This is a genomic window from Geothrix alkalitolerans (genome assembly GCF_022808885.1).
GTDB classification, from domain to species: Bacteria; Acidobacteriota; Holophagae; order Holophagales; family Holophagaceae; genus Geothrix; species Geothrix alkalitolerans.
Window position 1 is genome coordinate 221,118 of sequence record NZ_JAKZLE010000007.1, and the last position, 21,230, is coordinate 242,347.

The 21,230-nt window shown below is 69.7% G+C and carries 15 protein-coding genes and 1 rRNA gene; 3 read left to right on the forward strand and 13 right to left on the reverse strand.

The features are described from left to right. Positions 1-59: 59 nt before the first annotated feature. Entirely contained in the window at positions 60-2,378 is a 2,319-nt protein-coding gene (locus MLJ35_RS14285) for an ATP-binding protein (protein WP_243384881.1), read from the forward strand. 1 nt (position 2,379) lies between these two features. Here the strand turns inward: MLJ35_RS14285 and MLJ35_RS14290 are convergent, their stop codons facing one another. Next, entirely contained in the window at positions 2,380-5,061 is a 2,682-nt protein-coding gene (locus MLJ35_RS14290; RefSeq protein WP_243384882.1) for a WD40/YVTN/BNR-like repeat-containing protein, read from the reverse strand. 132 nt (positions 5,062-5,193) lie between these two features. On the opposite strand from MLJ35_RS14290, the gene MLJ35_RS14295 reads away from it, so the two are divergent. Together MLJ35_RS14295 and MLJ35_RS14300 are read left to right on the forward strand one after the other, a co-directional pair. Then, entirely contained in the window at positions 5,194-8,202 is a 3,009-nt protein-coding gene (locus MLJ35_RS14295) for a sensor histidine kinase (protein WP_243384883.1), read from the forward strand. Further along, a complete protein-coding gene (locus MLJ35_RS14300) occupies positions 8,199-8,843 on the forward strand; it encodes a response regulator (protein ID WP_243323693.1) in 645 nt (214 codons plus the stop codon). The genes MLJ35_RS14295 and MLJ35_RS14300 overlap by 4 nt, the downstream gene beginning before the upstream one ends. 3 nt (positions 8,844-8,846) lie before the next feature. Here MLJ35_RS14300 and MLJ35_RS14305 read toward each other — a convergent pair whose 3' ends face one another. From MLJ35_RS14305 to rrf, 12 genes are all read right to left on the reverse strand, one after another. Further along, the gene (locus MLJ35_RS14305; RefSeq protein ID WP_243317310.1) at positions 8,847-9,176 is read right to left on the reverse strand and encodes a DMT family protein; all 330 of its coding nucleotides are present in this window, start codon (positions 9,174-9,176) and stop codon (positions 8,847-8,849) included. A gap of 193 nt (positions 9,177-9,369) precedes the next feature. Continuing rightward, positions 9,370-12,018 (reverse strand): response regulator, encoded by a 2,649-nt coding sequence (locus MLJ35_RS14310; RefSeq protein WP_243384884.1) that lies wholly within the window; start codon positions 12,016-12,018, stop codon positions 9,370-9,372. A gap of 55 nt (positions 12,019-12,073) precedes the next feature. Further along, positions 12,074-13,714 (reverse strand): ribonuclease Y, encoded by a 1,641-nt coding sequence (gene rny / locus MLJ35_RS14315; protein ID WP_243384885.1) that lies wholly within the window; start codon positions 13,712-13,714, stop codon positions 12,074-12,076. A 224-nt stretch (positions 13,715-13,938) separates the two neighbouring features. Next, entirely contained in the window at positions 13,939-14,298 is a 360-nt protein-coding gene (locus tag MLJ35_RS14320) for a cell division protein ZapA (protein ID WP_243323667.1), read from the reverse strand. After that, a complete protein-coding gene (gene zapB / locus MLJ35_RS14325) occupies positions 14,295-14,531 on the reverse strand; it encodes a cell division protein ZapB (protein WP_243323658.1) in 237 nt (78 codons plus the stop codon). Before zapB ends, MLJ35_RS14320 begins: the two co-directional genes overlap by 4 nt. Before the next feature lie 34 nt (positions 14,532-14,565). Continuing rightward, positions 14,566-16,512, reverse strand: a complete 1,947-nt coding sequence (locus tag MLJ35_RS14330; RefSeq protein WP_243384886.1) for a phenylalanine--tRNA ligase subunit beta — start codon at positions 16,510-16,512, stop codon at positions 14,566-14,568. After that, complete coding sequence (gene pheS, locus MLJ35_RS14335; protein WP_420843047.1) at positions 16,512-17,564, reverse strand: phenylalanine--tRNA ligase subunit alpha; 1,053 nt, start codon at positions 17,562-17,564, stop codon at positions 16,512-16,514. Before pheS ends, MLJ35_RS14330 begins: the two co-directional genes overlap by 1 nt. A gap of 105 nt (positions 17,565-17,669) precedes the next feature. After that, entirely contained in the window at positions 17,670-18,017 is a 348-nt protein-coding gene (gene rplT / locus MLJ35_RS14340) for a 50S ribosomal protein L20 (protein WP_243288481.1), read from the reverse strand. A gap of 231 nt (positions 18,018-18,248) precedes the next feature. Next, positions 18,249-18,449, reverse strand: coding sequence for a 50S ribosomal protein L35 (rpmI, locus tag MLJ35_RS14345; RefSeq protein ID WP_243384888.1), 201 nt, complete (start codon positions 18,447-18,449; stop codon positions 18,249-18,251). Between the two features lie 7 nt (positions 18,450-18,456). Further along, the gene (infC, locus tag MLJ35_RS14350; protein WP_338028463.1) at positions 18,457-19,044 is read right to left on the reverse strand and encodes a translation initiation factor IF-3; all 588 of its coding nucleotides are present in this window, start codon (positions 19,042-19,044) and stop codon (positions 18,457-18,459) included. Positions 19,045-19,118: 74 nt separating this feature from the next. Beyond that, on the reverse strand, positions 19,119-21,032 hold the full coding sequence (gene thrS / locus MLJ35_RS14355; RefSeq protein WP_243384889.1) for a threonine--tRNA ligase: 1,914 nt from the start codon (positions 21,030-21,032) through the stop codon (positions 19,119-19,121). A 79-nt stretch (positions 21,033-21,111) separates the two neighbouring features. Next, a 5S ribosomal RNA gene (gene rrf / locus MLJ35_RS14360) occupies positions 21,112-21,227 on the reverse strand. Positions 21,228-21,230: the final 3 nt, after the last annotated feature.

Here is a 21,230-nt window from a genome sequence, read left to right on the forward strand (position 1 = left end):
ACCTTTCGCCCTGCAGGTCCGACAAGATGGAGGTAGCACTCCCCGGAGGCGTCCCACCCATGCTTCCCATCCGTCGCCTGCTGTTGCGGGATCACCTGATCCTCATGACGGGTTTGTTCACGCTGCTCCTGGGCCTGGCCTGGTGGGGCCAGCAGCGGGCGCTGGAGCGGCAGGCGGGCGCGAGGGCCAAGACGGCGCTGCGCCACCTCGACGAGCTGCTCCGGATCGATCTCCAGTCCTCCCAGTCCCTGGGTCAGGTGGTCCGTGACTGGTGGGCGGACGGGACCCTGGATCCGGCCCAGCCCGAGCAGGCCGCCCGGATGATCCTGCCGGCGCTGACGGCCCAGCACAGCATCACCAGCCTCAACCTGGCCACCCCGGATGGGCGATCCCTGCTCTTCCTGAGGATCGGCCAGGTCTGGTCCCTCCGGGAACTGGAGAACGCGGGGCCCGGGGCCCGGATCCGCTGGCGGCGCCTCGACCTGGCCGGACCCGCGGCGCCGGGACCCTGGACCCCCATGTCCTACGACCCCCGCACCCGGCCCTGGTACACCGCCGGAGCGGCGGCCTCGTCCCCTGCCTGGACCGAACCCTATTCCTTCTACACCACCCAGGATCCGGGCATCACGTACGCCCTGCCCCTTCGGGACGAGGCCGGCCTCCGGGGCGTGGTGGCCCTCGACTTCCTGCTGGACGACCTCACCCGCCGCGTCTGGTCCGCCCAGCCCACGCCCCGCAGCCAGTCCCTCGTGGTGGACCCCCAGGGACGGGCCCTGATCCTTCCGCGGGACGCGGCCTACGAATCCCCCGAGAACCGCCGCCAGGCCTTCCTCGAGGCCCCGGAAGCCCGCTTCCTGAATCCGGGGATCCACCTGGAGGATGACGCGAAGGATGGGGCGCCTCGCCGCATCCGCCTGGGGGGCCGGACGGCCATGGGGCTGTCCCGCTCCTTCGAGGGCCTCCCGGGCCTCCATTGGTCGCTGATGCTGGCCATCCCCGAGGATGATCTGCTGGGCCCGCTGGGATTCCGGGTGGCGGGCCTGTTCGGCCTGGTCGTGATCGGCCTCGCCCTGGCCGCCTGGCGCATCCACCACATCGCCCGCCGGGTGGCCGAACCCATCACCGCCCTCGGGACCATGGCGGAAACCCTGGGGCAGGGCGGACCCGCCCCCACCGTCCACTCGGACATCCAGGAGATCCGCAGCCTGGAGCGCGCCCTCCTCCGGGCGGACGAGAGCCTCGCGGACCGCGCCCGCCTGCAGAGCCAGCTGGAGCACAGCCAGCGCATGGAGACCGTGGGCACCCTGGCCGGGGGCATTGCCCACGACGTCAACAACCAGCTGGCCGCGATCCTGGGCCAGCTCCACCTGAGCCGGGAGCTGCTGCCCGAGGGGCATCCGGTGATCAACCGGATCCTCCGCGCCGAGGAGGCCACGAAGCGCTGCGCCCAGACCACCAAGGCCCTGCTGTCCTTCAGCCACCAGTCCCGGCCGGAGCTGAAGCCCCTCGACCTCAACGCGCTCATCGGCGATACGGCGGCCCTCTTGGAGCGCCTGCTGGGGGGCATGATCCGGCTGCACCTGGCCCTCGACCCGGACCTTCCCAGGGTGGAGGGCGACTCGGTGCAGCTGGAGCAGGTGCTGATGAACCTGGTGGTGAATGCGCGGGATGCCATGCCGGCGGGGGGCAGCCTCACCCTCCGGACCTTCCTGGGCGAGGAAGGGCAGGTCTGCATGGAGGTCCAGGACACGGGCACGGGCATTCCCGACCATCTCCTGCCGCACATCTTCGAACCCTTCGTCACCACCAAGGATTCGACCAAGGGCACCGGCCTGGGCCTGGCCATGGTCTTCGGCATCGTGAGGGCCCACCGGGGACAGGTCTGGGCGGAGAATGCCCCGGGCGGCGGGGCCTGTTTCCGCATGTGCCTCCCGCCGGCCCCCACGGACGCGCCCCAGGAGGCCCCGGCTCCGACCGATCCCGCCGCAGATCCGGGAACCTTGGCCGGACGGCGGATCCTGGTGGCCGAAGATGAGACCCTCCTGCGCGACATGCTGGCGGACGCCCTGACCCTGGCCCGGGCGCAGGTCACGGTGACTCCGGACGGGAGCGTGGCCTGGCAGGCCTGGCAGACGGGCCGCTACGACCTGGTGCTGAGCGACCACCGCATGCCCGACTGCACGGGGCTGGAGCTGCTGGAGCGGATCCGCGCCACGGGCTCGACGGTACCCTTCATCCTGGTGAGCGGCCAAGGGCTGGAGGGCATGGAGGCGAAGCTGGCCAGGGTGCCCCAAGTGCGGCTCCTGCCCAAGCCCTTCGAGCTGTCGCGCCTGCTGGGCCTGATGGCGGAGATGCTGGGGGCCTCTGGAGCCCGCTAGGTCAGCGCGTCTCCAGGTCCTCGCCGACCTCCACCTGGATCGTCCCCGCGGCCTTCACCGAGCCCCGGGTCACGGTGACCGTGTAGAGGCCGGGCTTGACGAACTTCGAGCCCTCGCCTCGGTAGGACGAGACCAGGTCCGAGGTGGGCTTCAGGTCCCAGGCGATGCGCTGGAGGCCCGCCCGCCCGGGCGCCTTGAGGTTGGCCACCGGCCGGCCGTCCGGAGCCTTGATGGCCAGGCTCAGGTCCTCTCCGGTGTCGGCCTTGAGGTAGATCTGGAAGGTGGCGCCCAAGGGCGGATTGACCCCCCGGAAGGTCCCGGCTTTCCCCTCCTCGTTGGCGTTTCCGGGCAGGAACTGGCGGGCCAGGATGGGCCGGGGCGTGAAGAGGTGGAGCTCCTCGCCCAGCACCTCGGGCGACAGGCCCTGCAGCACAGACAGGTCGTCCAGCACGAAGAGGCTGCGGCCGTGGGTGGCGATGACGAGGTCATTCTCCCGGGCCTGGATGGCCAGGTCGTCCACGGGTACCGGCGGCAGATCGCCCAGGGGCAGCCAGCGCTGGCCCTGGTCCAGGCTCACGAACAGGCCGCCTTCGGTGCCGCAGTAGAGCACCTTCGGGTTGACCGGATCCTCCTTCACCACGTGGGCCGGCTGGTCCGGGGGCAAGCCCGCGCCGAGCCCCTGCCAGGTCTTCCCTCCATCCGCCGTGCGGTAGACCAGCGGCGCGTAGGAGCCGGTGCGGTAGGCCTGGGCCACCAGGTAGGCCACGCCGGGCTCCCGGCCGGCCTCGAGGCGCTGGATCCACCGGCCCTTCACCACCGCCGGCAGGTTCGGCGTGAGGTCCACCCAGGTGCCGCCCTCGTCCTCGGTGCGCCAGACCTTCCCGTCGTCCGTGCCCACCCAGAGCTGCCCGTCCTTGGCGGGGGATTCGGCCAGGGTGTAGATCACGCCGAAGGTCTCGGCGCCGCTGCCGCTGGTGCGGGTGCGCTGGGGATCCTGGGTGGTGAGGTCGGGGCTGATGGGCTTCCAGCGCTCGCCCCGATCCGTCAGCTTGAACACGCGGTTGCCCGCCAGGTAGAGCACGTCCTTGGCGTGCCGGCTGCGGAGGAAGGGGCTGGCCCAGTGGAAGCGGTAGGCCTCCTGCCCCTCGGCGGGCTCGGGCCGCAGGAACTTGGTGGCCCCGCTGCGGAGGTTCACCCGGAAGATGGATCCGCCCTGGCTCTCCGCGAACAGGATCCCGGCGTCGGCGGGATCGAACAGCACGTGGAAGCCGTCGCCGCCCCCCAGGTTCGTCCAGTCCTGGTTGAGGATGCCGTCCTTGCTGAAGGTTCGGCCGGGGCCCACCCAGTTCCGGTTGTCCTGGAGTCCGCCGGCCACCCGGTAGGGCGTGCCGTCGTCGACGGCGATGCGGTAGTACTCGCCGGCGGGAAAGCGGTTCAGCGCCTCCCAGGAGGCGCCGGCGGAGTGGCTCTGGTACAGCCCGCCGTCCGTCCCCAGCAGGAGGTGCTTCGGCGCCTTCGGGTCGAAGGCCAGGGCGTGCAGATCCGGGTGCACCTTCTCGGAGCGGTCCTCCCGCCAGGTGGCGCCGCCGTCCTCGGAGACGTGCAGGCCGAAGCCCAGGACGTAGACGCGGCGGTCGTCGTCCGGGGCGATGCGGATCTGGCTGAAGTAGAAGGGGCGGGGGTTCAGGGGGCTGGTGCGGGTCCAGGTGTCGCCGCCATCCTCGGATCGGAAGGTGCCGCCGGCCTTGCTCATGATGTCCATGATGGGGACGGTGCCGCCCTCGTCGCTCTGCACCACGGCCATCACCACGCCGGGCTTCGAGGCGCTGACCGCCAGGCCGATGCGCCCCGTGCCTGCCGGCAGGCCCTTCGTAAGCTTCGTCCAGGTGGCCCCGCCGTCCGTGCTGCGGAAGATGCCGCCAAGATCGCGTCCCTCCGTGGCCGGCGGCCCCGCCTGGAAGGCCCAGGGAAAGCGGCGCCGCGCGTAGAGGGCGGCGTAGACGATGTCGGGATTCCGCGGGTCCAGCACCACGTCGCCGCAGCCCACCCGGTCGCCGTAGGGCGCCGGGGCGGTGAGCACGGCCTTCCAGCTCTTCCCGCCGTCGGTGGTCTTGTAGAGGCCCCGCTCGCCGCCCGGCGTCCAAAGATCACCCATGGCCGCGGCGTAGGCCACGGCCTCGTCCTTGGGATGGACGGCCAGGCGCGCGATGCAGCGGCTGGCCTCCAGGCCCGCGGCGGTCCAGGTGGCCCCGCCATCCTCACTGCGGAAGACGCCCTTGCCCCAGCCGGAGCTGTTGCGGTCGTTGGCCTCGCCCGTGCCGGCCCACACCACCTTGGCGTTCGCGGGGGACACGGCCAGGGCGCCGATGGAGCCAACGCCTGTCTTGTCGAAGACGGCCTGGAAGCTGGCGCCCGCGTCCGTGGTCTTCATCACGCCGCCGTGGGCGAGGCCCACGTAGCAGGTGAAGGGATCCGAGGGATCCACGGCCACGTCTGAGATGCGCCCGCCCATGACGGCGGGCCCGATGGCCCGGGCCTTCAGGGGCTTCAGGAACACGGCGTCCACCGGGAGGGCTGGCGCCGGTGGCGCCGCGGACTCGGCCTTCCGGGGGCGGCCCGCGGCGACCAGCGGCGAAGCCAGGCAGATCGACAGGGCCAGGGGGCTCAGGCTCATCAGGCGCATGGGGGACCTCACGCACGACGGTGTCAGCCTCGTGTCTTGAGGTCAACCCACAGGCACCCCGGCGCACGCCGGCCGGGGCCTTCGAGATCCCTGGTTGCCGGAGCCTCGGGGATGGCCTAACCTGCTGCTTCCATGATCATGGACTGGGCAGGTACTCAGGGCTTCCGCAGAGGCTGGGCCGGATGGTGCGCCGCCGCCCTGTCGCTGTGGATCGGGATGCCCATGGTGGCGGTGATGGTCCTGGTGCCCGCGCCCCTCGCGGCCCGCGACTCCGTTCGCGCCCGGCCCCCGGTCCTGGGGCACCGGATCTGGCGGAACCAGCCGGGACTGGCCCAGGACACGGCCACGGCCCTGCTGGAGAGCCGGGACGGGTTCCTGTGGGTGGGCACCGAGGACGGCCTGGCCCGGTTCGACGGGGCCCGGTTCGATCGCCTGTCCCGCCGCGAAGCGCCTGCCTTCTCCCACAACGATGTGCGCTGCCTGGCCGAAACCCCGGACGGCAGCCTCTGGATCGGCACCTCGCAACCGGGCCTCTTCCGCCTGAAGCAGGGCGTCTTCACCGCCCTTGGTCCCGCCGAAGGCCTGCCCGACAGCCCCATCCTCCACCTGGCCACGGATCCCCAGGGCGGCCTCTGGGCGGCCCCGGCCGAAGGCCCGCTGCTGCAACGGGTCGGGGAGCAGTTCCAGCCGGTCGCCTGTGACGCCGTCGGCCTGCGGATCCAGGCCATGACGACGGACTCCGGGGGCACGCTCTGGGTGGGCACGGCGGGATCAGGCCTCTGGCGAGTCCGGGAGCGGCGGCTGGAGCTGGTCGCCCTTCCGGCGGGCGATATCACGGCCCTCGAGCAGGACGCCGCAGGGACGCTGTGGGTGGGCACGCGGACCCAGGGACTGCTCACCTTCGCGGACGGTCGCCTGGGGCCTTCCAGCGGCCTGGGCGGTCTCCCCGCGCGAGCCATCACCACCCTTCGGGCGGACCGCGGCGGCGGCCTATGGATCGGCACCGAACAGGCGGGCCTGTACCACCGGATGCGGGACGGCCGCCTGGAGACCGCGCCCGATGGGCCGCAGATCCGATGGACCGTGCTCTGCCTGCTGGAAGACCGCGCCGGCACCCTGTGGGTGGGAAGCGAAGATCGCGGCCTCCGCGCGGCGGTTGCCGTCCCCTTCCAGGCCGTGCCGGTGAGGGGGCCCGAACCCGAAGAAGCCGCCAGGATGGTCTGCCAGGACGCTTCGGGCACCGTCTGGTGCCTCACGGGGGACCAGTCCCTCGGCCAGGTCCGCGACGGCCGCATCGAACCCTTCGTCCCGACGGGAACCGTGGGGCCCGGGCCCATCTCCGCGCTGTGGCCCCGCGGGAGTGGCGGTCTCTGGGTGGGCACCCGGAAAGGGGGGCTGTTCATCCTCGAGGGGGGAAGGGCCCGGGCCGTGCCCTGGCAGGGCGGACCGGAGCCCGAGGAGATCCTCACCCTCTACGAAGACCCCGCCGGCGACCTGTGGATCGCCACGCCCCGTCAGGGGCTGCTGAAGCTCCTGTCCGGTGGAGCGCACCAGATCTTCCCGGTGGCCCGGGGCGTGGTGGCCATGGCCGGAGGCGGCCCGGAGCCGCTGTACGTGGCCAGCCCGTCCCAGGGGGTCGGGATCCTGGACGCGGAGGGCCTGCACTGGTTCGGGGCCGCCCAGGGCTTGGCCTCCGCCGGCGCCCAGGCCCTGCACCTGGATGGCACGGGCTCCCTCTGGGTGGGTACCCCGGACGGCCTGCGCCTCTTCCGCCATGACGCCTTCCAGACGTTCACCGGTCCTGAGGGACTTCTGAAGACAGCCATCCACGCCATCCTGGAGGATTCGGACCAGATCCTTTGGCTCAGCACCAGCCAGGGCGTGCTCCGAGTCCCCCGGCTGGCCTTGAGCCGGGGTCTGCCCGCGGCCGGCCCCTCCCCCCTCGCCACCTTCGATCACTGGGACGGCCTGCCCGCCCGGGAGACCCACGGAGGCCCCCAGCCCGCCGCCTGGCTCACCCGAGAAGGCGAGCTCTGGGTTCCCACCAGCCGGGGCATGGCCCATGCCGACACCCTCCGGCTGCCGCCCCCCCCACCCCCCCTTCGCCTGTGCCTCTCGAAGGTGCTGAGCGACGAGTCGGCGCAGCCAATCCAGGGTCCCCTGGTCCTGGCCCCTGGCAGCCATCGGCTGGAGATCCACTACACGGGCATCAGCCTCACGGGCGCCGAGAAGCTGCGGTTCCGGTACCGCATGGAGGGGATCGACCCTGGCTGGAACGAAGTGAGCGACCGGCGCTTCGCGGTGTACTCGAACCTGCCCCCGGGCACGCGGCGCTTCCGCCTCCAGGCCTGGCGGCCGGGGGAGGAAGGTGCGCCGCAGGAGGTCTCCCTCGAGGTGAGGGTCCAGCCCTTCTTCCACCAGCGCCCGGTGTTCTGGGCCCTGTGCGCCCTGGCGGCCGCCCTCTTCGGATGGTGGCTGCTGCGCCTCCGCCTCCAGCAGGTGGAGGCCCGGTCCGCCGTGCTGGACGAGCGCAACCGCATGGCCCGGGAGATCCACGACCACCTGGCCCAGGGCTTCACGGGCGTGCTGCTCCAGCTCGAGGCCGCCGAGGCCGGCCTGGCCCGCCTGGCGGGCGATCCCGCGCCGGTGCTCACGCGCCTCGACCGGGCCCGCGAGCTGGCGGCCGCCAGCCTCCAGGAGGCGCGCCGGTCCGTGATGGCCCTGAGCCCCCGCAAACCCGAGGGGACCGACCTGCTGGGCGCCCTGCGCATCCTGTCCGATCGCCTCCTCGCGGGCACGGGCATCCGGGTGGAGCTGGCCCACACCGGAGAGCCAAGACGCCTGGACGCCAAGCTGGAGGAGGAGCTGCTGCGCATGGCCCAGGAGGCCCTCACCAACGCCCTCCGCCACGGCAAGGCCAAGTGGGTCCGGGTGACGGTCCACTACAAGCGGCGGGAGGTGGGGCTGCGCGTCGAGGATGACGGCAAGGGCTTCGATCCCGCCGCCGGGGCCGCGGGCTATGGCCTCCGCAGCATTCGTGAAACCCTGGGCAAGCTCCGGGGCCACATGGATATCGACAGTGGACCGGGACGGGGCACCCGCATCACCATCATCCTGCCCCTCCGGAGATGGCGCCCATGACCACGACCCCTTCCGATCCCATCCGTCTGCTCATCGTGGATGACCATCCCGTGGTCCGCGACGGCCTGGTCGCCATCCTCCACCACGGCGAACCCGATCTCGAAGTGGTCGGCGAGGCCGGTGACGGCAAGGAGGCCGTGGCGGCCTGGCGCACCCTGCGCCCCACGGTCATCATCATGGACCTCCAGCTTCCCGGCCAAACGGGCGTGGAGGCCATCACGGCCATCCGGCGCGAGGATCCGGACGCACGGATCCTGGTCCTCACCACCTTCGACGGCGATGCCGACATCCACCGCGCCCTGGAGGCAGGGGCCCGGGGCTACCTGCTGAAGAGCATGCGGCGCGGCACGCTCATCGAGGCCGTCCGGGCCGTGGCCGCAGGCCAGCGCTACCTGCCTCCCGCCACGGCCGCCCGCCTGGTGGAGGGCATGGAATCTGAGCGTCTCACCGCCCGGGAGCTGGATGTGCTGCGCCTGCTGGCCCAGGGCCAGCGGAACCGCGAGATCGCGGACTCCCTCGGCCTGGCGGAACCCACGGTGAAGATCCACGTGAACAACCTGCTGCGCAAGCTGCAGGTGAAGGACCGCACCGAGGCGGCCATGGTGGCCCTCAAGCGGGGCATCATCCACCTGGATGGCTGACGCCTACTTCCGGAAGGTGAAGAACACGGCTCCCACGAGGCACAGCCCCGCCCAGAGGTGGTTGAGGTGCAGCCGCTCCCGCATCCAGGCCACGGTGAACACGGCGAACACCATCAGCGTCACCACCTCCTGGATCACTTTCAGCTGGGGGAGGCTGAAGCGCCCGTAGCCGAAGCGGTTGGCGGGAACCATGAGGCAGTACTCGAAGAAGGCGATGCCCCAGCTCGCCAGGATGGCGATCCAGAGCGGGCTGTCGCGGTGGTGCTTCAGGTGCCCGTACCAGGCGAAGGTCATGAAAATGTTGCTGAGGACGAGCAGGATGACCGTTCTCATCGGCCACCCTCCGAGGCCGCAACAATCGGGCTTGAGGTCTGAGCCCGCAGGGCGAAGAAAATGTTGCTGAGGACGAGCAGGATGACCGTTCTCATCGGCCACCCTCCGAGGCCGCAACAATCGGGCTTGAGGTCTGAGCCTGCAGGGCGAAGAAGATGTTGCTCAGGACGAGCAGGAGGACAGTCCGCATCCCTCAAGCTTCGAGCACGCCCTGGATCTTGGCCAGCAGCTCTTTGGGGCCGTACGGCTTCTGGATGAAGCCCCGGAGCCCCTTGCCCACGAATCGGCCCATGGCCTCGCTCTCGTTGTAGCCCGAGCTCAGGATGACGCGGATGTCGGGCTGGAGGCGCCGCATCTCCCGGAAGGCCTCCTCGCCGCCCATGCGGGGCATGGTCATGTCCAGCAGGACCACGCCGATGTCGGCTCCCCGGGTGCGCACCAGATCCACGGCCTCCTGGCCGTCCTGGGCCTCGAGCACCTGGAGCCCCCGCCTCTCCAGGATCTGCCGGGCCACGATCCGCACGGTCTCGTCATCGTCCACGACCAGCACGAGGCCGTGGCCGGCCCAGGCGGCCTCCTCCACCACCATGGCGGTCTCGGTCTCCAGGTCGAGGGCCGGCAGGAGCACCTTGAACGTGGTGCCGTGTCCCACTTCGGAATAGACGCGCAGGGCGCCCTTGTGGCCCTTGACGATGCCCATGATGGCCGAAAGCCCCAGGCCCCGGCCCGTGAACTTGGTGGTGAAGAAGGGTTCGAAGATCCGGCCCTGGGTTTCCGGGTCCATCCCGCAGCCCGTGTCGGCCACTTCCAGATAGACGTAGGGGCCCGGCGCCACATCCTGCCCCACCAGCATGGTCTGGGCGGAGGTCGCGTCCACGCGCTGGAGGCCCGTGGCGAGGGTGATCGTGCCGGAGGCCTCGCCGATGGCCTCGGCCGCGTTGATCACCAGGTTCATGATCACCTGCTGGATCTGCGATGCGTCCGCGGAGACTGCCGGGAGGCCCTTCTTCAGGCTCAGGCTCAGCACCACGGTCTTGGGCAGGCTCACCTCCAGGAGGTGGAGCATTTCATCCACCTGGACGCTGAGATCCAGGTTGCGGACCTCGAACCGGCCGCGGCCGGAATAGGCGAGCATCTGGCGGGTCAGGTCCGCGGCCCGCTGGCCCGCCTTCTGGATGGCCTCGATGTTCCGCCTGGCTGGGTGCAGTGGGTTGAGCTGGTCCAGGGCCAGGCCCGCGTGCCCCAGGACGCCCATGAGCAGGTTGTTGAAGTCGTGGGCGATGCCGCCCGCCAGCACGCCCAGGCTTTCCATCTTCTGGGCCTGGAACAGCTGCCGCTCCAGGGTCGCGCGCTCCGTTTCGGCCCGCTTCTGCTCCGTGAGGTCCCGGAGGACAGCGTGGTAGATGTGCTGAGTGCCCAGGCGGTACTGGGTGATGGCCACGTCGCAGGGGATCTCCCGGCCACTCTCGTGGAGGAGGACCCATTCGAAGCGGTTGCGGGTGCCGGCCTTCACCTCGGCCAGGAGCCCCAGCGCCGCTTCGCGGCTGGTCAGGCCCGAAGGCTGCCGGGCCGGGCTCAGCCGGGTGGGATCCTGGCCAAGCAGGGCCGGACCGGGCCGACCGAGCAGCTCCATCGAGGCCCGGTTCACATCCTGGATCACCCCATGCACCAGGAGGATGATGGGATCGGGGGATTGTTCGAACAGCCGGCGGAACCGCGCCTCCTCAGACTCCAGGGCCTTTCGGGCCTGGAGGCGGTTCAGCACCAGACCGGCAGTCTCCGCCAGGCTCTGCAGGGCCTCGAACTGTTCCTCGGAAAGCGTCACGTGGCCCTGAGCCCCGAAGGAACCGCCGCTGAGCGACCCCACCACCGTGCCCTCGTGGGCCAGGGGGAGACCCACCCAGGTGTGCATGGGTCCCGGCCAGCCGGACCGGTTCGGCTCGACCGGGAGGTCCTCCCACCGGCGGATGTGGACGGCCTTCTGCCGGAGGTAGACCCGCTCCAGGATGCGGTCCCCATCCACCGGATCGGGCTGGCGGATGCTTTCGACCGTGCCATGGGCCTCGAGACCGCGGGTCCAGTGCGTGGTGCGGCACGCGCGGGCCGAGGCATCGAAGCGGTTGAACCACCACTCGGGAAGGGGGGCCAGCCGCCCGGCCCACTGGAACAGCTGGGCCACCAGGTTGTCCTCGTCCGCCGCTTCGGCCAGATCATGCGCGGCGCGGGCCAGGTCCCGGAAGAGAAGGGCCGTTTCCGCAAGGCGCGCCTCCGCCTCGATGCGCTCCAGCAGCAGCGCGCTGGCCCGGGCCAGACCCTGGAGGGTCGCCAGCTCGTCCTCGCCGGGGTGGGCGGCCTCCTCGCCCCCGAGGTCGGCGCCGAAGAGAACCCCTCCAAGGCGCCCCTCATGGACCATGGGAACGCCAAGCAGGCTGCCCAAGCCTGCCGCCTCCACGAACCCGGGCGGCACCTTTCCGGGCATGGCAGCCGCATGCGCCAGGAAGACCGGGCGGTGACGGTCGCAGACCTCCCGCACCAGGCCGGCCTCGAGGAGTGACAGGCGGGCATCCCTGAGGGCGGCTTCGAGGCGTGGCTCCAGGGGTGGGAGGGAGGCCGCCACGGCCAGGGCCCGCTGGCCCTCGCGCGCCTCGATCTGGCCGACGAACCACTGGGCGCGGGGTCGAATCTCCAAGGCCCGTCCGAGGAGCACCCGGAACACCTCCTCCCGGGTACGGGCCAGGCTCAGGGAATAACACCCCTCCGCCAGGTGCCGACGCAGCCTTGCGGCACCCGCCTCCTCGTCGACAGGAAGGGGATCGGAAGGGTTGGGCGGGAATACGTCCAAGAGGAATCCGGCCTGTGGGTATGGTCTGCCAGGACTCTATCAGACGCGGTGCTTCCTACCGTGCGATTTCCACCGCGCGCAGCTCCCGCATGACCGTCACCTTGATCTGGCCGGGGTACTGCATCTCCGATTCGATGCGCCGGCTCACGTCCTTGGCGATCCAGTAGGCCTGGTCGTCGTTGACGGAGCCCGCGTCCACCAGGATGCGGATCTCGCGGCCCGCCTGCATGGCGTAGCTCTTCTGCACGCCCTTGTAGCTGCCGGCGATCTCCTCGAGCTTCTCGAGGCGCTTCACGTAGGTCTCCAGCATCTCGCGCCGGGCGCCGGGCCGGGCGGCGCTGAGGGCGTCCGCGGCCGTGATGAGCATGGCCTCCACCGTGCGGGGCTCGAAGTCCCCGTGGTGGCAGCTCATGGCGTGGATGACCTCCTCCTTCTCGCCGTAGCGCTGCATGAGCTGCATGCCGATCTCGATGTGGGTGCCCTCCACCTCGCGGTCGATGGCCTTGCCGATGTCGTGGAAGAGGCCGGCCCGGCGCGCCAGCTTGGCGTTGGCGCCCATCTCGCCCGCCATGTACTCGGCGATGCGGGCGACCTCCTTGGTGTGCTCCAGCACGTTCTGGCCGTACGAGGTGCGGTAGTTCAGGCGGCCCACCAGCTTGTGCAGCTTGGGATGCACGTCGGGGAAGCCCAGCTCGATGCAGGCCGCCTCGCCGATCTCCTTGAGGTGCTGGTCCATGTCGACTTTCACCTTCTCCACCACCTCCTCGATGCGCGCCGGGTGGATGCGGCCGTCGGCCAGGAGCTTCAGGATGGCCTGGCGCGCGACTTCGCGGCGAATGGGGTCGAAGCTGGAGACGACGATGCTCTCGGGCGTGTCGTCCACGATGAGGTCGCAGCCCGTGGCCTTCTCCAGGGCGCGGATGTTGCGGCCCTCGCGGCCGATGATGCGGCCCTTGAGGTCGTCGCTGGGGAGCTGGACGGAGCTCACGGCCTGCTCGGCCACCACGTCCGAGGCCACGCGCTGGATGGCGGCGCCGATGGTCCACCGGGCCTTCTTGGCGGCCTCCTCCTGGGCCTCCTCCTCGATGCGGCGCACCAGCTTGGCGGCGTCCATCTTGGCGGCGTATTCGAGCTGCGCCGTCAGCTCCTTCTTGGCGTCCTCGCGTGTGAGGCCGGCGATCTCCTCCAGGCGCTGGGCCTGGGCCTCCACCAGCTGCTTGGCCTCGGCCTGCTTGGCCTCGAGCTTCTCCAGTTCGGCCTTGCGCTTCTCGTTGAGGGCGTCGAGGTCCTTCGTCTTCTGGTCCACCTGCTGGAGCTTCTTGTCGAGGCCCTCCTCCTTGGTCTGGAGGCCCGTCTCCTTCGTGTGGAGCCGCTGCTCCTGCTTCTCCAGGTTGGCTTGGCGCTCGGCCAGCAGCTTCTCCGCCTCCTGGCGGGCCTGGAGGGCCTGCTCCTTGGCCTTCAGGGCCGATTCCTTGCGGAGGGCCTCGGCCTCCTGCTCGCCCCGCTCGCGGAGGCGCTGGGCCTCGCGCTGGGCCTCCTCCAACAGCTTCTCGCGCTGGGCCTTGATGTCGGCTTCGGCCTTGGCCTGGGCCTGGGAGGCTTCCACCGTCGCCTTCTGGGCCCGCAGGGCCATGAGGAGGCCCACGCCGGCCGCGGCGAAGAAGAGGAGAAGAAAAATCCAACTGATCAGGTTCATGGGCGACTCCAGGGAATGGGATCCGAAGAGCCACCAGCACCAGAATGTGAAAGAAAATCCCCGCTCAGTCGTGGAGGCTTGCCGAGTTCCCTAGCTGGTAGGGGGGAGTCCAGGATCCCTGGCTAAGGCGCGCCGACGCGCGGAACGCACAGGACAGGGGGAAGGTCTCCCAGGTCGACTTACGGAACAAGCGCTTGGCCATGATCACGGGCCTCGCAGGGAAATCAGTCTCCGTCCTCGTCGAGGAAGGGCACGGGGGCGGAAGGTTCGTCCGGAACATCGTTCAGCAACTTCGAGAGAGTCTGTTCCAGGTTCTGGGTGTGCTGGTTGGCTTCCTGCTCGAGGCGCGCCACACGGTGCGCCAGGTTCAGGGCGCCCAGGAGGTACCAGGACGGGGTGTCCAGGCCCTTCGGGACGCTCCCCCATCTTAGCTGGCATTGCGAGTCCATGTCGCGGAAGGTGTCCTCCAGGATCCGCACCGCCGCCGCCAGGGTCTCGGGCCGGTCCGTCTGGACCTGGAGCTCCCGCCCCAGGACCGACACCGTGGCGGCCCGGATCCCCGGCAGGGGCGGCTGGGGCTTCATCCCAGGGCCTCCAGGGCCTGCAGGATGGCGGCCACCTGGGTCTTCACCGCCTCGCGGTCCTTCTCCAGGGCCGTCTTCTCGGACAGGGCCTCCTCCAGCCGGGCCCGGAGGGACTGGAGCTCCTGCTCTCCGGCCGAGCCGGCGGCCTTCAGCGCATCCAGCTCTTCCTTCAGCTGGTTGCGCTGCTGCACCAGGGCGTGCATCTTCGATTCGAGTTGTTTCAGCAGATCCATGGTGTCCTCTTGGGGGATTCTACGCCCGCAGCCCCTAGGCTCGCAGCTTCGCCCCGAGGGCCTGGGCGGCGGCCAGGGCCGAGGCCATCCAGGCCTCCACCTCCAAGCTCACGAGGGTCCGATCCATGGCCTGGAAGGTCAGCCGGAGGAGCCAGGACTTGCTGCCCGGCTCCAGCCCCTTTCCCTGGTAGAGGTCCGCGCAGGTGAGGTCCACCAGGGCCGAGTCCTTCAGGGTTTCTCGTACCACCCCATGCATCCGCTGCCAGGGCAGGTTCGTTGGAATCGTGAGCGAGAGATCCCTTTCCACTGCCGGAAAACGGCTGTGGGGCATGTAGGTGGGAATGATGCGGGCATCGGGCCGGCGGAAATAGGAGAGGGGCAGCTCGGTCACCACCATGGCATCTTCATCAAGGACTCGCACCTTCCGGTCCGTCCCAGGGAGGCACACATCCTTCAAAACTCCGTGAAGGTGCTTGGCCTTCACAAGGGCCGGCTTGGACTCGGGATCCCCGTCCCAGTGCTCGCCGGCCCAGAGGAGGGCCACGGTCCAGGTGTCCTCCGGCCCGGCGGGCAGGCCGCGGTAGGTGGGCGCGATCTCGAAGAGGCGCACCTCCCGCTGGCCCTGCTTGCGGTTCTGCCGGGCGGTCTCCACGAGGGAGGGCACCAGGGACTGCCGCAGACGCGAGTACTCGACGCCCAGGGGGTTGGCCAGGGTGCGCTTCTCCGGATCATCGTGGGCGTCCGTCCCCAGGGGACCGGCGAAGCTCGCGTCCATCTCTGGGCTCACGAAGCCGTAGGTCACGGTCTGGTGGAAGCCCAGGTGGGCCAGCCGACGGGCCAGGGCCTGCCGCTGGAGGTACTCGGGAGCCAGCGGCTGAGGCGGGCCCTCCAGGGGCGGCAGGACCGAGGGAATGGCCGCATAGCCGCGGAGGCGCAGCACCTCCTCGGCCAGGTCCTCGGGGATGCCGAGGTCATGGCGCCAGGTCGGCGGCTGCACCACCAGCGCCTCAGGGTCAGATGTCACCCGGCAGCCCAAGGCCCCCAGGGCCGCCGCGGCATCAGCCAGGGGCAGGACCTCCCCGGCCACGCGGGCCAGGAGCGCCATCGTCAGCGTCACGGTCGGGGCCGGTGCGGGCAGGGCACCGGCGGTCCAGGCGCCTTCGAGGGCGGCGCCGGCCCAGGCCTGGAGCCGCTGGACGAGGAGGTCCCGGGCCACGGAGGCCATGGCGGGGTCCGCGCCCCGGCCGAAGCGCTGGGAGGCGTCGGAGTGCAGGCCGTGGCGATGGGCGGAGGCCCGCACGGTGCGGGGCTCGAACCAGGCGCTCTCCAGCAGGACGCGCCGGGTGGCCTCCGTGACCTTGGTGGCGTCGCCGCCCATGACGCCCGCCAGGGCGATGGGGCCGCGCTCGTCGGCGATGACGAGGTCCTCCGCCGCCAGCGTGCGCGTCACGCCGTCGAGGGTCACCAGCTTCTCGCCCACCACGGCCCGGCGCACGGTGACGGCCCCGTGGATGCGGTCGGCGTCGAAGGCGTGGGTGGGGTGGCCGTAGCGGTGCAGCAGCTCGTTGGAGGCGTCCACCGCCGGCAGCTTCTTGGGCGACGCGCCCAGGGCGGCGAGGAAGGCCTGCACCGCCTCCGGCGTCTCGCCCGCGCCGAGCGTCAGCAGGGCCGTGGCATAGATCGGGCAGCCGGGATCCGGCAGGTGGACCGGGACCTTCGGCGCCCCCTCCGGGGTGGGCGGCGGGGCCAGCGGCGCCATCGGCGCCTTCAGGCGGGCGGCCAGGTCCCGGGCCATGCCGCGGTGGGACATGGCGTCCCCGCGGTTGGCGGTGATGTCCACGTCCAGCACCTCGGTGCCGGGACGGGCCTCCACGGCGTCCACGGGGAAGCCCAGGGAGGCCAGCAGCTCCGCCAGCTCGCGGGTGGCGAGCGAGGCGGCGGCGGGCAGTTCAGCGGCCAGGGCGGCGCGTTCGATCCACATCAGTCCAGCCCTCCCATGGCTTCGAGGAACCGCTGGTCGTTCTCGAAGAACAGCCGCAGGTCCGGCGTCTGGCTCAGCATCATGGCCATGCGCTCCACGCCCATGCCGAAGGCCCAGCCCGACCATTCCTTTGAATCGATGCCCGCGAACTCGAGCACATTCGGATGGATGAGCCCGGCGCCCAGGATCTCCACCCAGCCTGAGCCCTTGCAGACGCGGCAGCCCTTCGCGGCGCACAGCGGACAGCTCACGTCCACCTCGCAGCCCGGCTCCACGAAGGGGAAGTAGGAGGGCCGCAGGCGGATCTCCGTGTGGGGGCCGAACAGCGCACGCAGGGCGTATTCCAACGTGCCCTTGAGGTGCTGCATGCCGATGCCGTGGCCCACGAGCATGCCCTCCACCTGGTGGAACATGGGGCTGTGGGTGGGATCGATCTCGTCCTTGCGGTAGACGCGGCCCGGTGCGAGGAAGCGGATGCCGCCCTTCTCGTTGAGCAAGCGTGCCCCATCCTTGCCGTAGCGTTTGAGCGTCTGCACCTGCACGGGGCTCGTGTGGGTGCGGAGCAGGCGGCCGGGATGGGCGGCCAGGTAGAAGGTGTCCGCGCTGCCGCGGGCCGGGTGGTCGGCCGGGATGTTGAGGCCGTCGAAGTTGTGCTCTTCCGTCTCGACCTCGGGACCCTCCTCCACGTGGAAGCCCAGGGGCCTGAAGACGTCCACCAGGCGGTCCATGAGGCGGTTGAGGGGATGCAGCGCGCCCCGGGCGGGCATGGGCGGCGGCAGGGTCGCATCCCAGGACGACGCCCCGACGGCCTTCTTCGCGGCCTCCAGATCCGCCTGGCGGGCCTTGAGGCCCTCCTCCCAGCGCTGCTTGAAGGCGTTGACGGCGGCGCCGAGCTCGCGCTTCTGCTCCTTGGGAGCGGCCTTCAGCAGGTCCATCATGCGGGCCGCGTGGCTGCCCTCGCGTCCCACGTAGGCGCCCTTCAGGCGCAGGAGGGTATCGAGGTCGGCGCAGGCCTCCAGGGCGCCGGCAAAGGCGCGGTCCGCTTCATCGATCTCGGGCGGCAGCAAGGAGTCCATGGCAAGCCTCGGTGGGAAAGTCAGAACAAAGAAAGGCCGCTCGCGCGGCCTTCCGGGTGTCTGCGATGGGTTGCTTCGCGATCAGCCCTTGGCCACGGCCACGAGCTTGGTAAACGCTTCGGGATTGCGCACGGCGAGATCCGCGAGGATCTTGCGGTCCAGATCCACGGACGCCTTCTTCAGGCCGCCCATGAACTTGGAGTAGCTGGTGCCGTTCTGCGTGCAGGCGGCGCTGATGCGCACCACCCAGAGGCGGCGGAAGTCGCGCTTCTTGACCTTGCGGTCACGGTAGGCATAGCCGAGGGCCTTCTCGACGGCTTCCTTGGCGGAACGGTACAGCCGCGACTTGGCGCCGTAGAAGCCCTTCGCGAACTTCATCATCCGCTTGCGGCGCTGGGCCCGCTTAAAACCGCGCTTTACACGAGTCATCTTGATTCCTTTCCTCGAGGCAGCTCAGAGAGAGCGTTTGAAGGCCTCATCGGGGGTGGCCTCAGCCACCGGGTTGAACCACCGATTCTAGGACCGGCGGCGAGCATGAACAAGCCCGAGGCAGGCTTCGCCTGCTGAGGGCTGGGGGTCCGGGGGTGTGCGCGCAGCGAAGCGGAGCGCGACCTTAGATCCTTGCAACGCATGCGTTGCGAGGAGAACCCCCGGAGGAAATCACGCGTAGGGCAGCATCGCCGCGACGGCCTTCTGGTCGGCCTTGGCCACCATCCCGCCCATGTCCAGCTGGCGCTTCCGCTTGGCGGACTTCTTGGTCAAGATGTGGCGCTGGTGCGAGCAGCCCCGCTTGAACTTGCCGCCGGCGGTCTTCTTGAAACGCTTCTGGGCGCCCTTGTGGCTCTTGATCTTGTAGCTCATGGCATCCTCACTGGATCTTGGCTTCGGTTTCAGGGGTTTCCGGCTGGGCCGGCTTGGGCTTCTTGGGCGCCTTGGGGACTTCGATGATCCGGGGGGCGAGGATGGCGTGCATGTCGCGTCCATCGATGCCGGCGCCCTTCTCGACGATGGCCTTGTCGCCGACCCGACGGATGACTTCCTCGATGATCCGGTAGCCGATGTCGCGATGGACGACTTCACGTCCGCGGAACATGACCACCACCTTGACTTTGTCTTCTTCCTCCAGGAACCGCAGGATGTGCTTCATCTTGAAGTCGAAGTCGTGGTCGTCGGTCTTGGGGCGGAACTTCACTTCCTTGACCACGATGTTCTTCTGCTTGGCCCGGGCCGCGTGTTCCCGCTTCGCCTCCATGAACTTGTACTTGCCGTAGTCCATGATCCTGCAGACGGGCGGATTCGCGTTCCCTGCCACTTCCACCAGGTCGAGGCCGCGCTCTTCCGCGATCCGGATGGCCTGGTGAGGGGGCATCACGCCGAGCTGTTCGCCATCTTCGGAGATGACGCGGACCTCGGGGGCCCGGATGCCGTCGTTGATGCGGGTCTCGTTCGGACGAATGGTTCCTCCCCTAGTTGCACAAGGACAAAAAGTCTACCACTTGGATGGGTTCCTGCCAAGCAAGGAAAACCGTCTCAGCGCTGTCGCTCCTGGACTTCGGTGGCGAGCCCCTTGAGGAAGACCTCCAGGGGCTGGACGCCCAGGTCTCCCCGGTGGCGGTGCCGCACGGACACCGTGCCGGCCTCCGCCTCGCGATCCCCGATGACCAGCATGTAGGGGACCTTGGCCAGCTGGGCCTCGCGGATCTTGGCCTTCAGGCTCTCGTTCCGGAGATCGACTTCGGCCCGAAGCCCCAGGGCCTTGGCCTGCGCCGCAGCCTCCGTGGAGAAGGCGTGGGCGCGGTCCGTGATGGGCAGGATGGCCACCTGCACGGGTGCCAGCCAGGCCGGGAAGGCGCCGGCGGTGTGCTCCACCAGGATGCCCATGAAGCGCTCCAGGCTGCCCAGGATGGCGCGGTGCAGCATGACGGGGCGCCCCTCGGTGCCGTCGGCCTTCGTGTACTTCAGATCGAAGCGCTCCGGCAGCATGTAATCCACCTGGAGGGTGCCCAGCTGCCAGGGGCGCTTGAGGGCATCCAGGATCTGGAACTCGATCTTGGGTCCGTAGAAGGCGCCTTCGCCGGGATTCAGGGTGTAGGGCATGCCCGCCTCGTCCAGGGCCTCACCCAAGGCCTGCTCGGCCGCATCCCAGATCTCGTCGGAGCCCAGGCGCTTCTCAGGCCGGGTGGAGAGCGCGACGCGCATGCCCTCGAAGCCGAAGGTGTCGTAGACCTCCTTCAGCAGGGCGAGGAAGGCGGCCATCTCCGTCTTGATCTGCTCGGGTGCGCAGTAGATGTGGGCGTCGTCCTGACAGAAGGTCCGCACGCGGGTGAGACCATGGGTGACGCCGCTGCGCTCGTAGCGGTGTAGGCGGCCGAAGTCCGCGTAGCGGATGGGCAGGTCCCGGTAGCTGTGCTTGTGGCTGCCGAACATGATGCAGTGGCCCGGGCAGTTCATGGGCTTCAGCGCGTACTCCCGCTCTTCGGCGGTGGTGAAGTACATGTTCTCGGCGTAGTTCTCGTAGTGGCCGCTGGTCTTCCAGAGGGCCACGTCCAGCACCTGCGGGGTGATCACCTCATCGTACCCGTACTTGAAGTACAGCTCCCGCATGTAGGTCACCAGCTCGTTGTAGACCTGGGTGCCCTTGGGGTGGAAGAAGGGCGAGGCGGGCGCTTCGGGATGGAAGGAGTAGAGGCCCAGTTCCTTGCCCAGCTTGCGGTGATCGCGGGCCTTGGCCTCCTCCAGGCGCTTCAGGTGCTCGTCGAGCTCCTTCTGGGTGTGGAAGGCGGTGCCGTAGATGCGGCTGAGCATCTGGTTCTTCTCGTCGCCCTTCCAGTAGGCACCTGCGATGCTGAGGAGCTTGAAAGCCTTCAGCTTCGAGGTGTTGGGCACATGGGGGCCCCGGCAGAGGTCGTAGAAGTCGCCCTGTTTGTAGCCGCTGATGATGTCGCCGGCGGGGATGCCCGAGACGACCTCCACCTTGAGGGGTTCGCCCATGGCCTCGAACCGGGCCACGGCGGCATCCCGGCCGAGATCCTCGCGCTCGACCTCGACGCCCTCGGCCACGATCTTCCGCATCTCCGCCTCGATGACCGGCAGGTCCTCGGGGGTGAAGGGCTTGTCCACCCAGAAGTCGTAGTAGAAGCCGTCCTCGATGACGGGGCCGATGCCCACCCGGGCCTCGGGGTAGAGGCGCTTCACGGCGTGGGCCAGGAGATGGGCGGTGGAGTGACGGATCAGCTCCAGGCTCTCGGGACTCTTGCTGGTGACGATCTCGACCTTCGCCCCGTTCGCCAGGGGGGCCTTCAGGTCCACCAGGCGGCCGTCCATCTTGATGGCCAGGGCCGCGTCCAGCAGGCGGGCCCCGATGCCGGCCGCCAACTCGGTCCCGGTGGCCCCCTCGGGCAGCTGCCGGAGGGAGTCGTCAGGAAGGCGGACCTCGATGGACATGAATGCCTCGAAATAGGAGAAGAATTTTATCAGTAAAACAGCTCCGGGCCATCAATTGTGATGGCCCGGAGGGGATTTAACGTCGCAGCGACCTACTTTTCCACTCCTGTGGGGAGCAGTATCATCGGCCCTCCAGGTCTTAACGGCCGTGTTCGGGATGGGAACGGGTGTGACCCCTGGGGAAAAGCCGCGACGAAG

What these genes read in the sequence shown, in the direction of transcription:
- MLJ35_RS14285 (WP_243384881.1), top strand. Translation starts at nt 60, where the DNA reads ATGCTTCCCATCCGTCGCCTGCTGTTGCGGGATCACCTGATCCTCATG.
- MLJ35_RS14290 (WP_243384882.1), bottom strand. Translation starts at nt 5,061, where the DNA reads ATGCGCCTGATGAGCCTGAGCCCCCTGGCCCTGTCGATCTGCCTGGCT.
- MLJ35_RS14295 (WP_243384883.1), top strand. Translation starts at nt 5,194, where the DNA reads ATGATCATGGACTGGGCAGGTACTCAGGGCTTCCGCAGAGGCTGGGCC.
- MLJ35_RS14300 (WP_243323693.1), top strand. Translation starts at nt 8,199, where the DNA reads ATGACCACGACCCCTTCCGATCCCATCCGTCTGCTCATCGTGGATGAC.
- MLJ35_RS14305 (WP_243317310.1), bottom strand. Translation starts at nt 9,176, where the DNA reads ATGAGAACGGTCATCCTGCTCGTCCTCAGCAACATTTTCATGACCTTC.
- rny (WP_243384885.1), bottom strand. Translation starts at nt 13,714, where the DNA reads ATGAACCTGATCAGTTGGATTTTTCTTCTCCTCTTCTTCGCCGCGGCC.
- MLJ35_RS14320 (WP_243323667.1), bottom strand. Translation starts at nt 14,298, where the DNA reads ATGAAGCCCCAGCCGCCCCTGCCGGGGATCCGGGCCGCCACGGTGTCG.
- zapB (WP_243323658.1), bottom strand. Translation starts at nt 14,531, where the DNA reads ATGGATCTGCTGAAACAACTCGAATCGAAGATGCACGCCCTGGTGCAG.
- MLJ35_RS14330 (WP_243384886.1), bottom strand. Translation starts at nt 16,512, where the DNA reads ATGTGGATCGAACGCGCCGCCCTGGCCGCTGAACTGCCCGCCGCCGCC.
- rplT (WP_243288481.1), bottom strand. Translation starts at nt 18,017, where the DNA reads ATGACTCGTGTAAAGCGCGGTTTTAAGCGGGCCCAGCGCCGCAAGCGG.
- rpmI (WP_243384888.1), bottom strand. Translation starts at nt 18,449, where the DNA reads ATGAGCTACAAGATCAAGAGCCACAAGGGCGCCCAGAAGCGTTTCAAG.
- thrS (WP_243384889.1), bottom strand. Translation starts at nt 21,032, where the DNA reads ATGTCCATCGAGGTCCGCCTTCCTGACGACTCCCTCCGGCAGCTGCCC.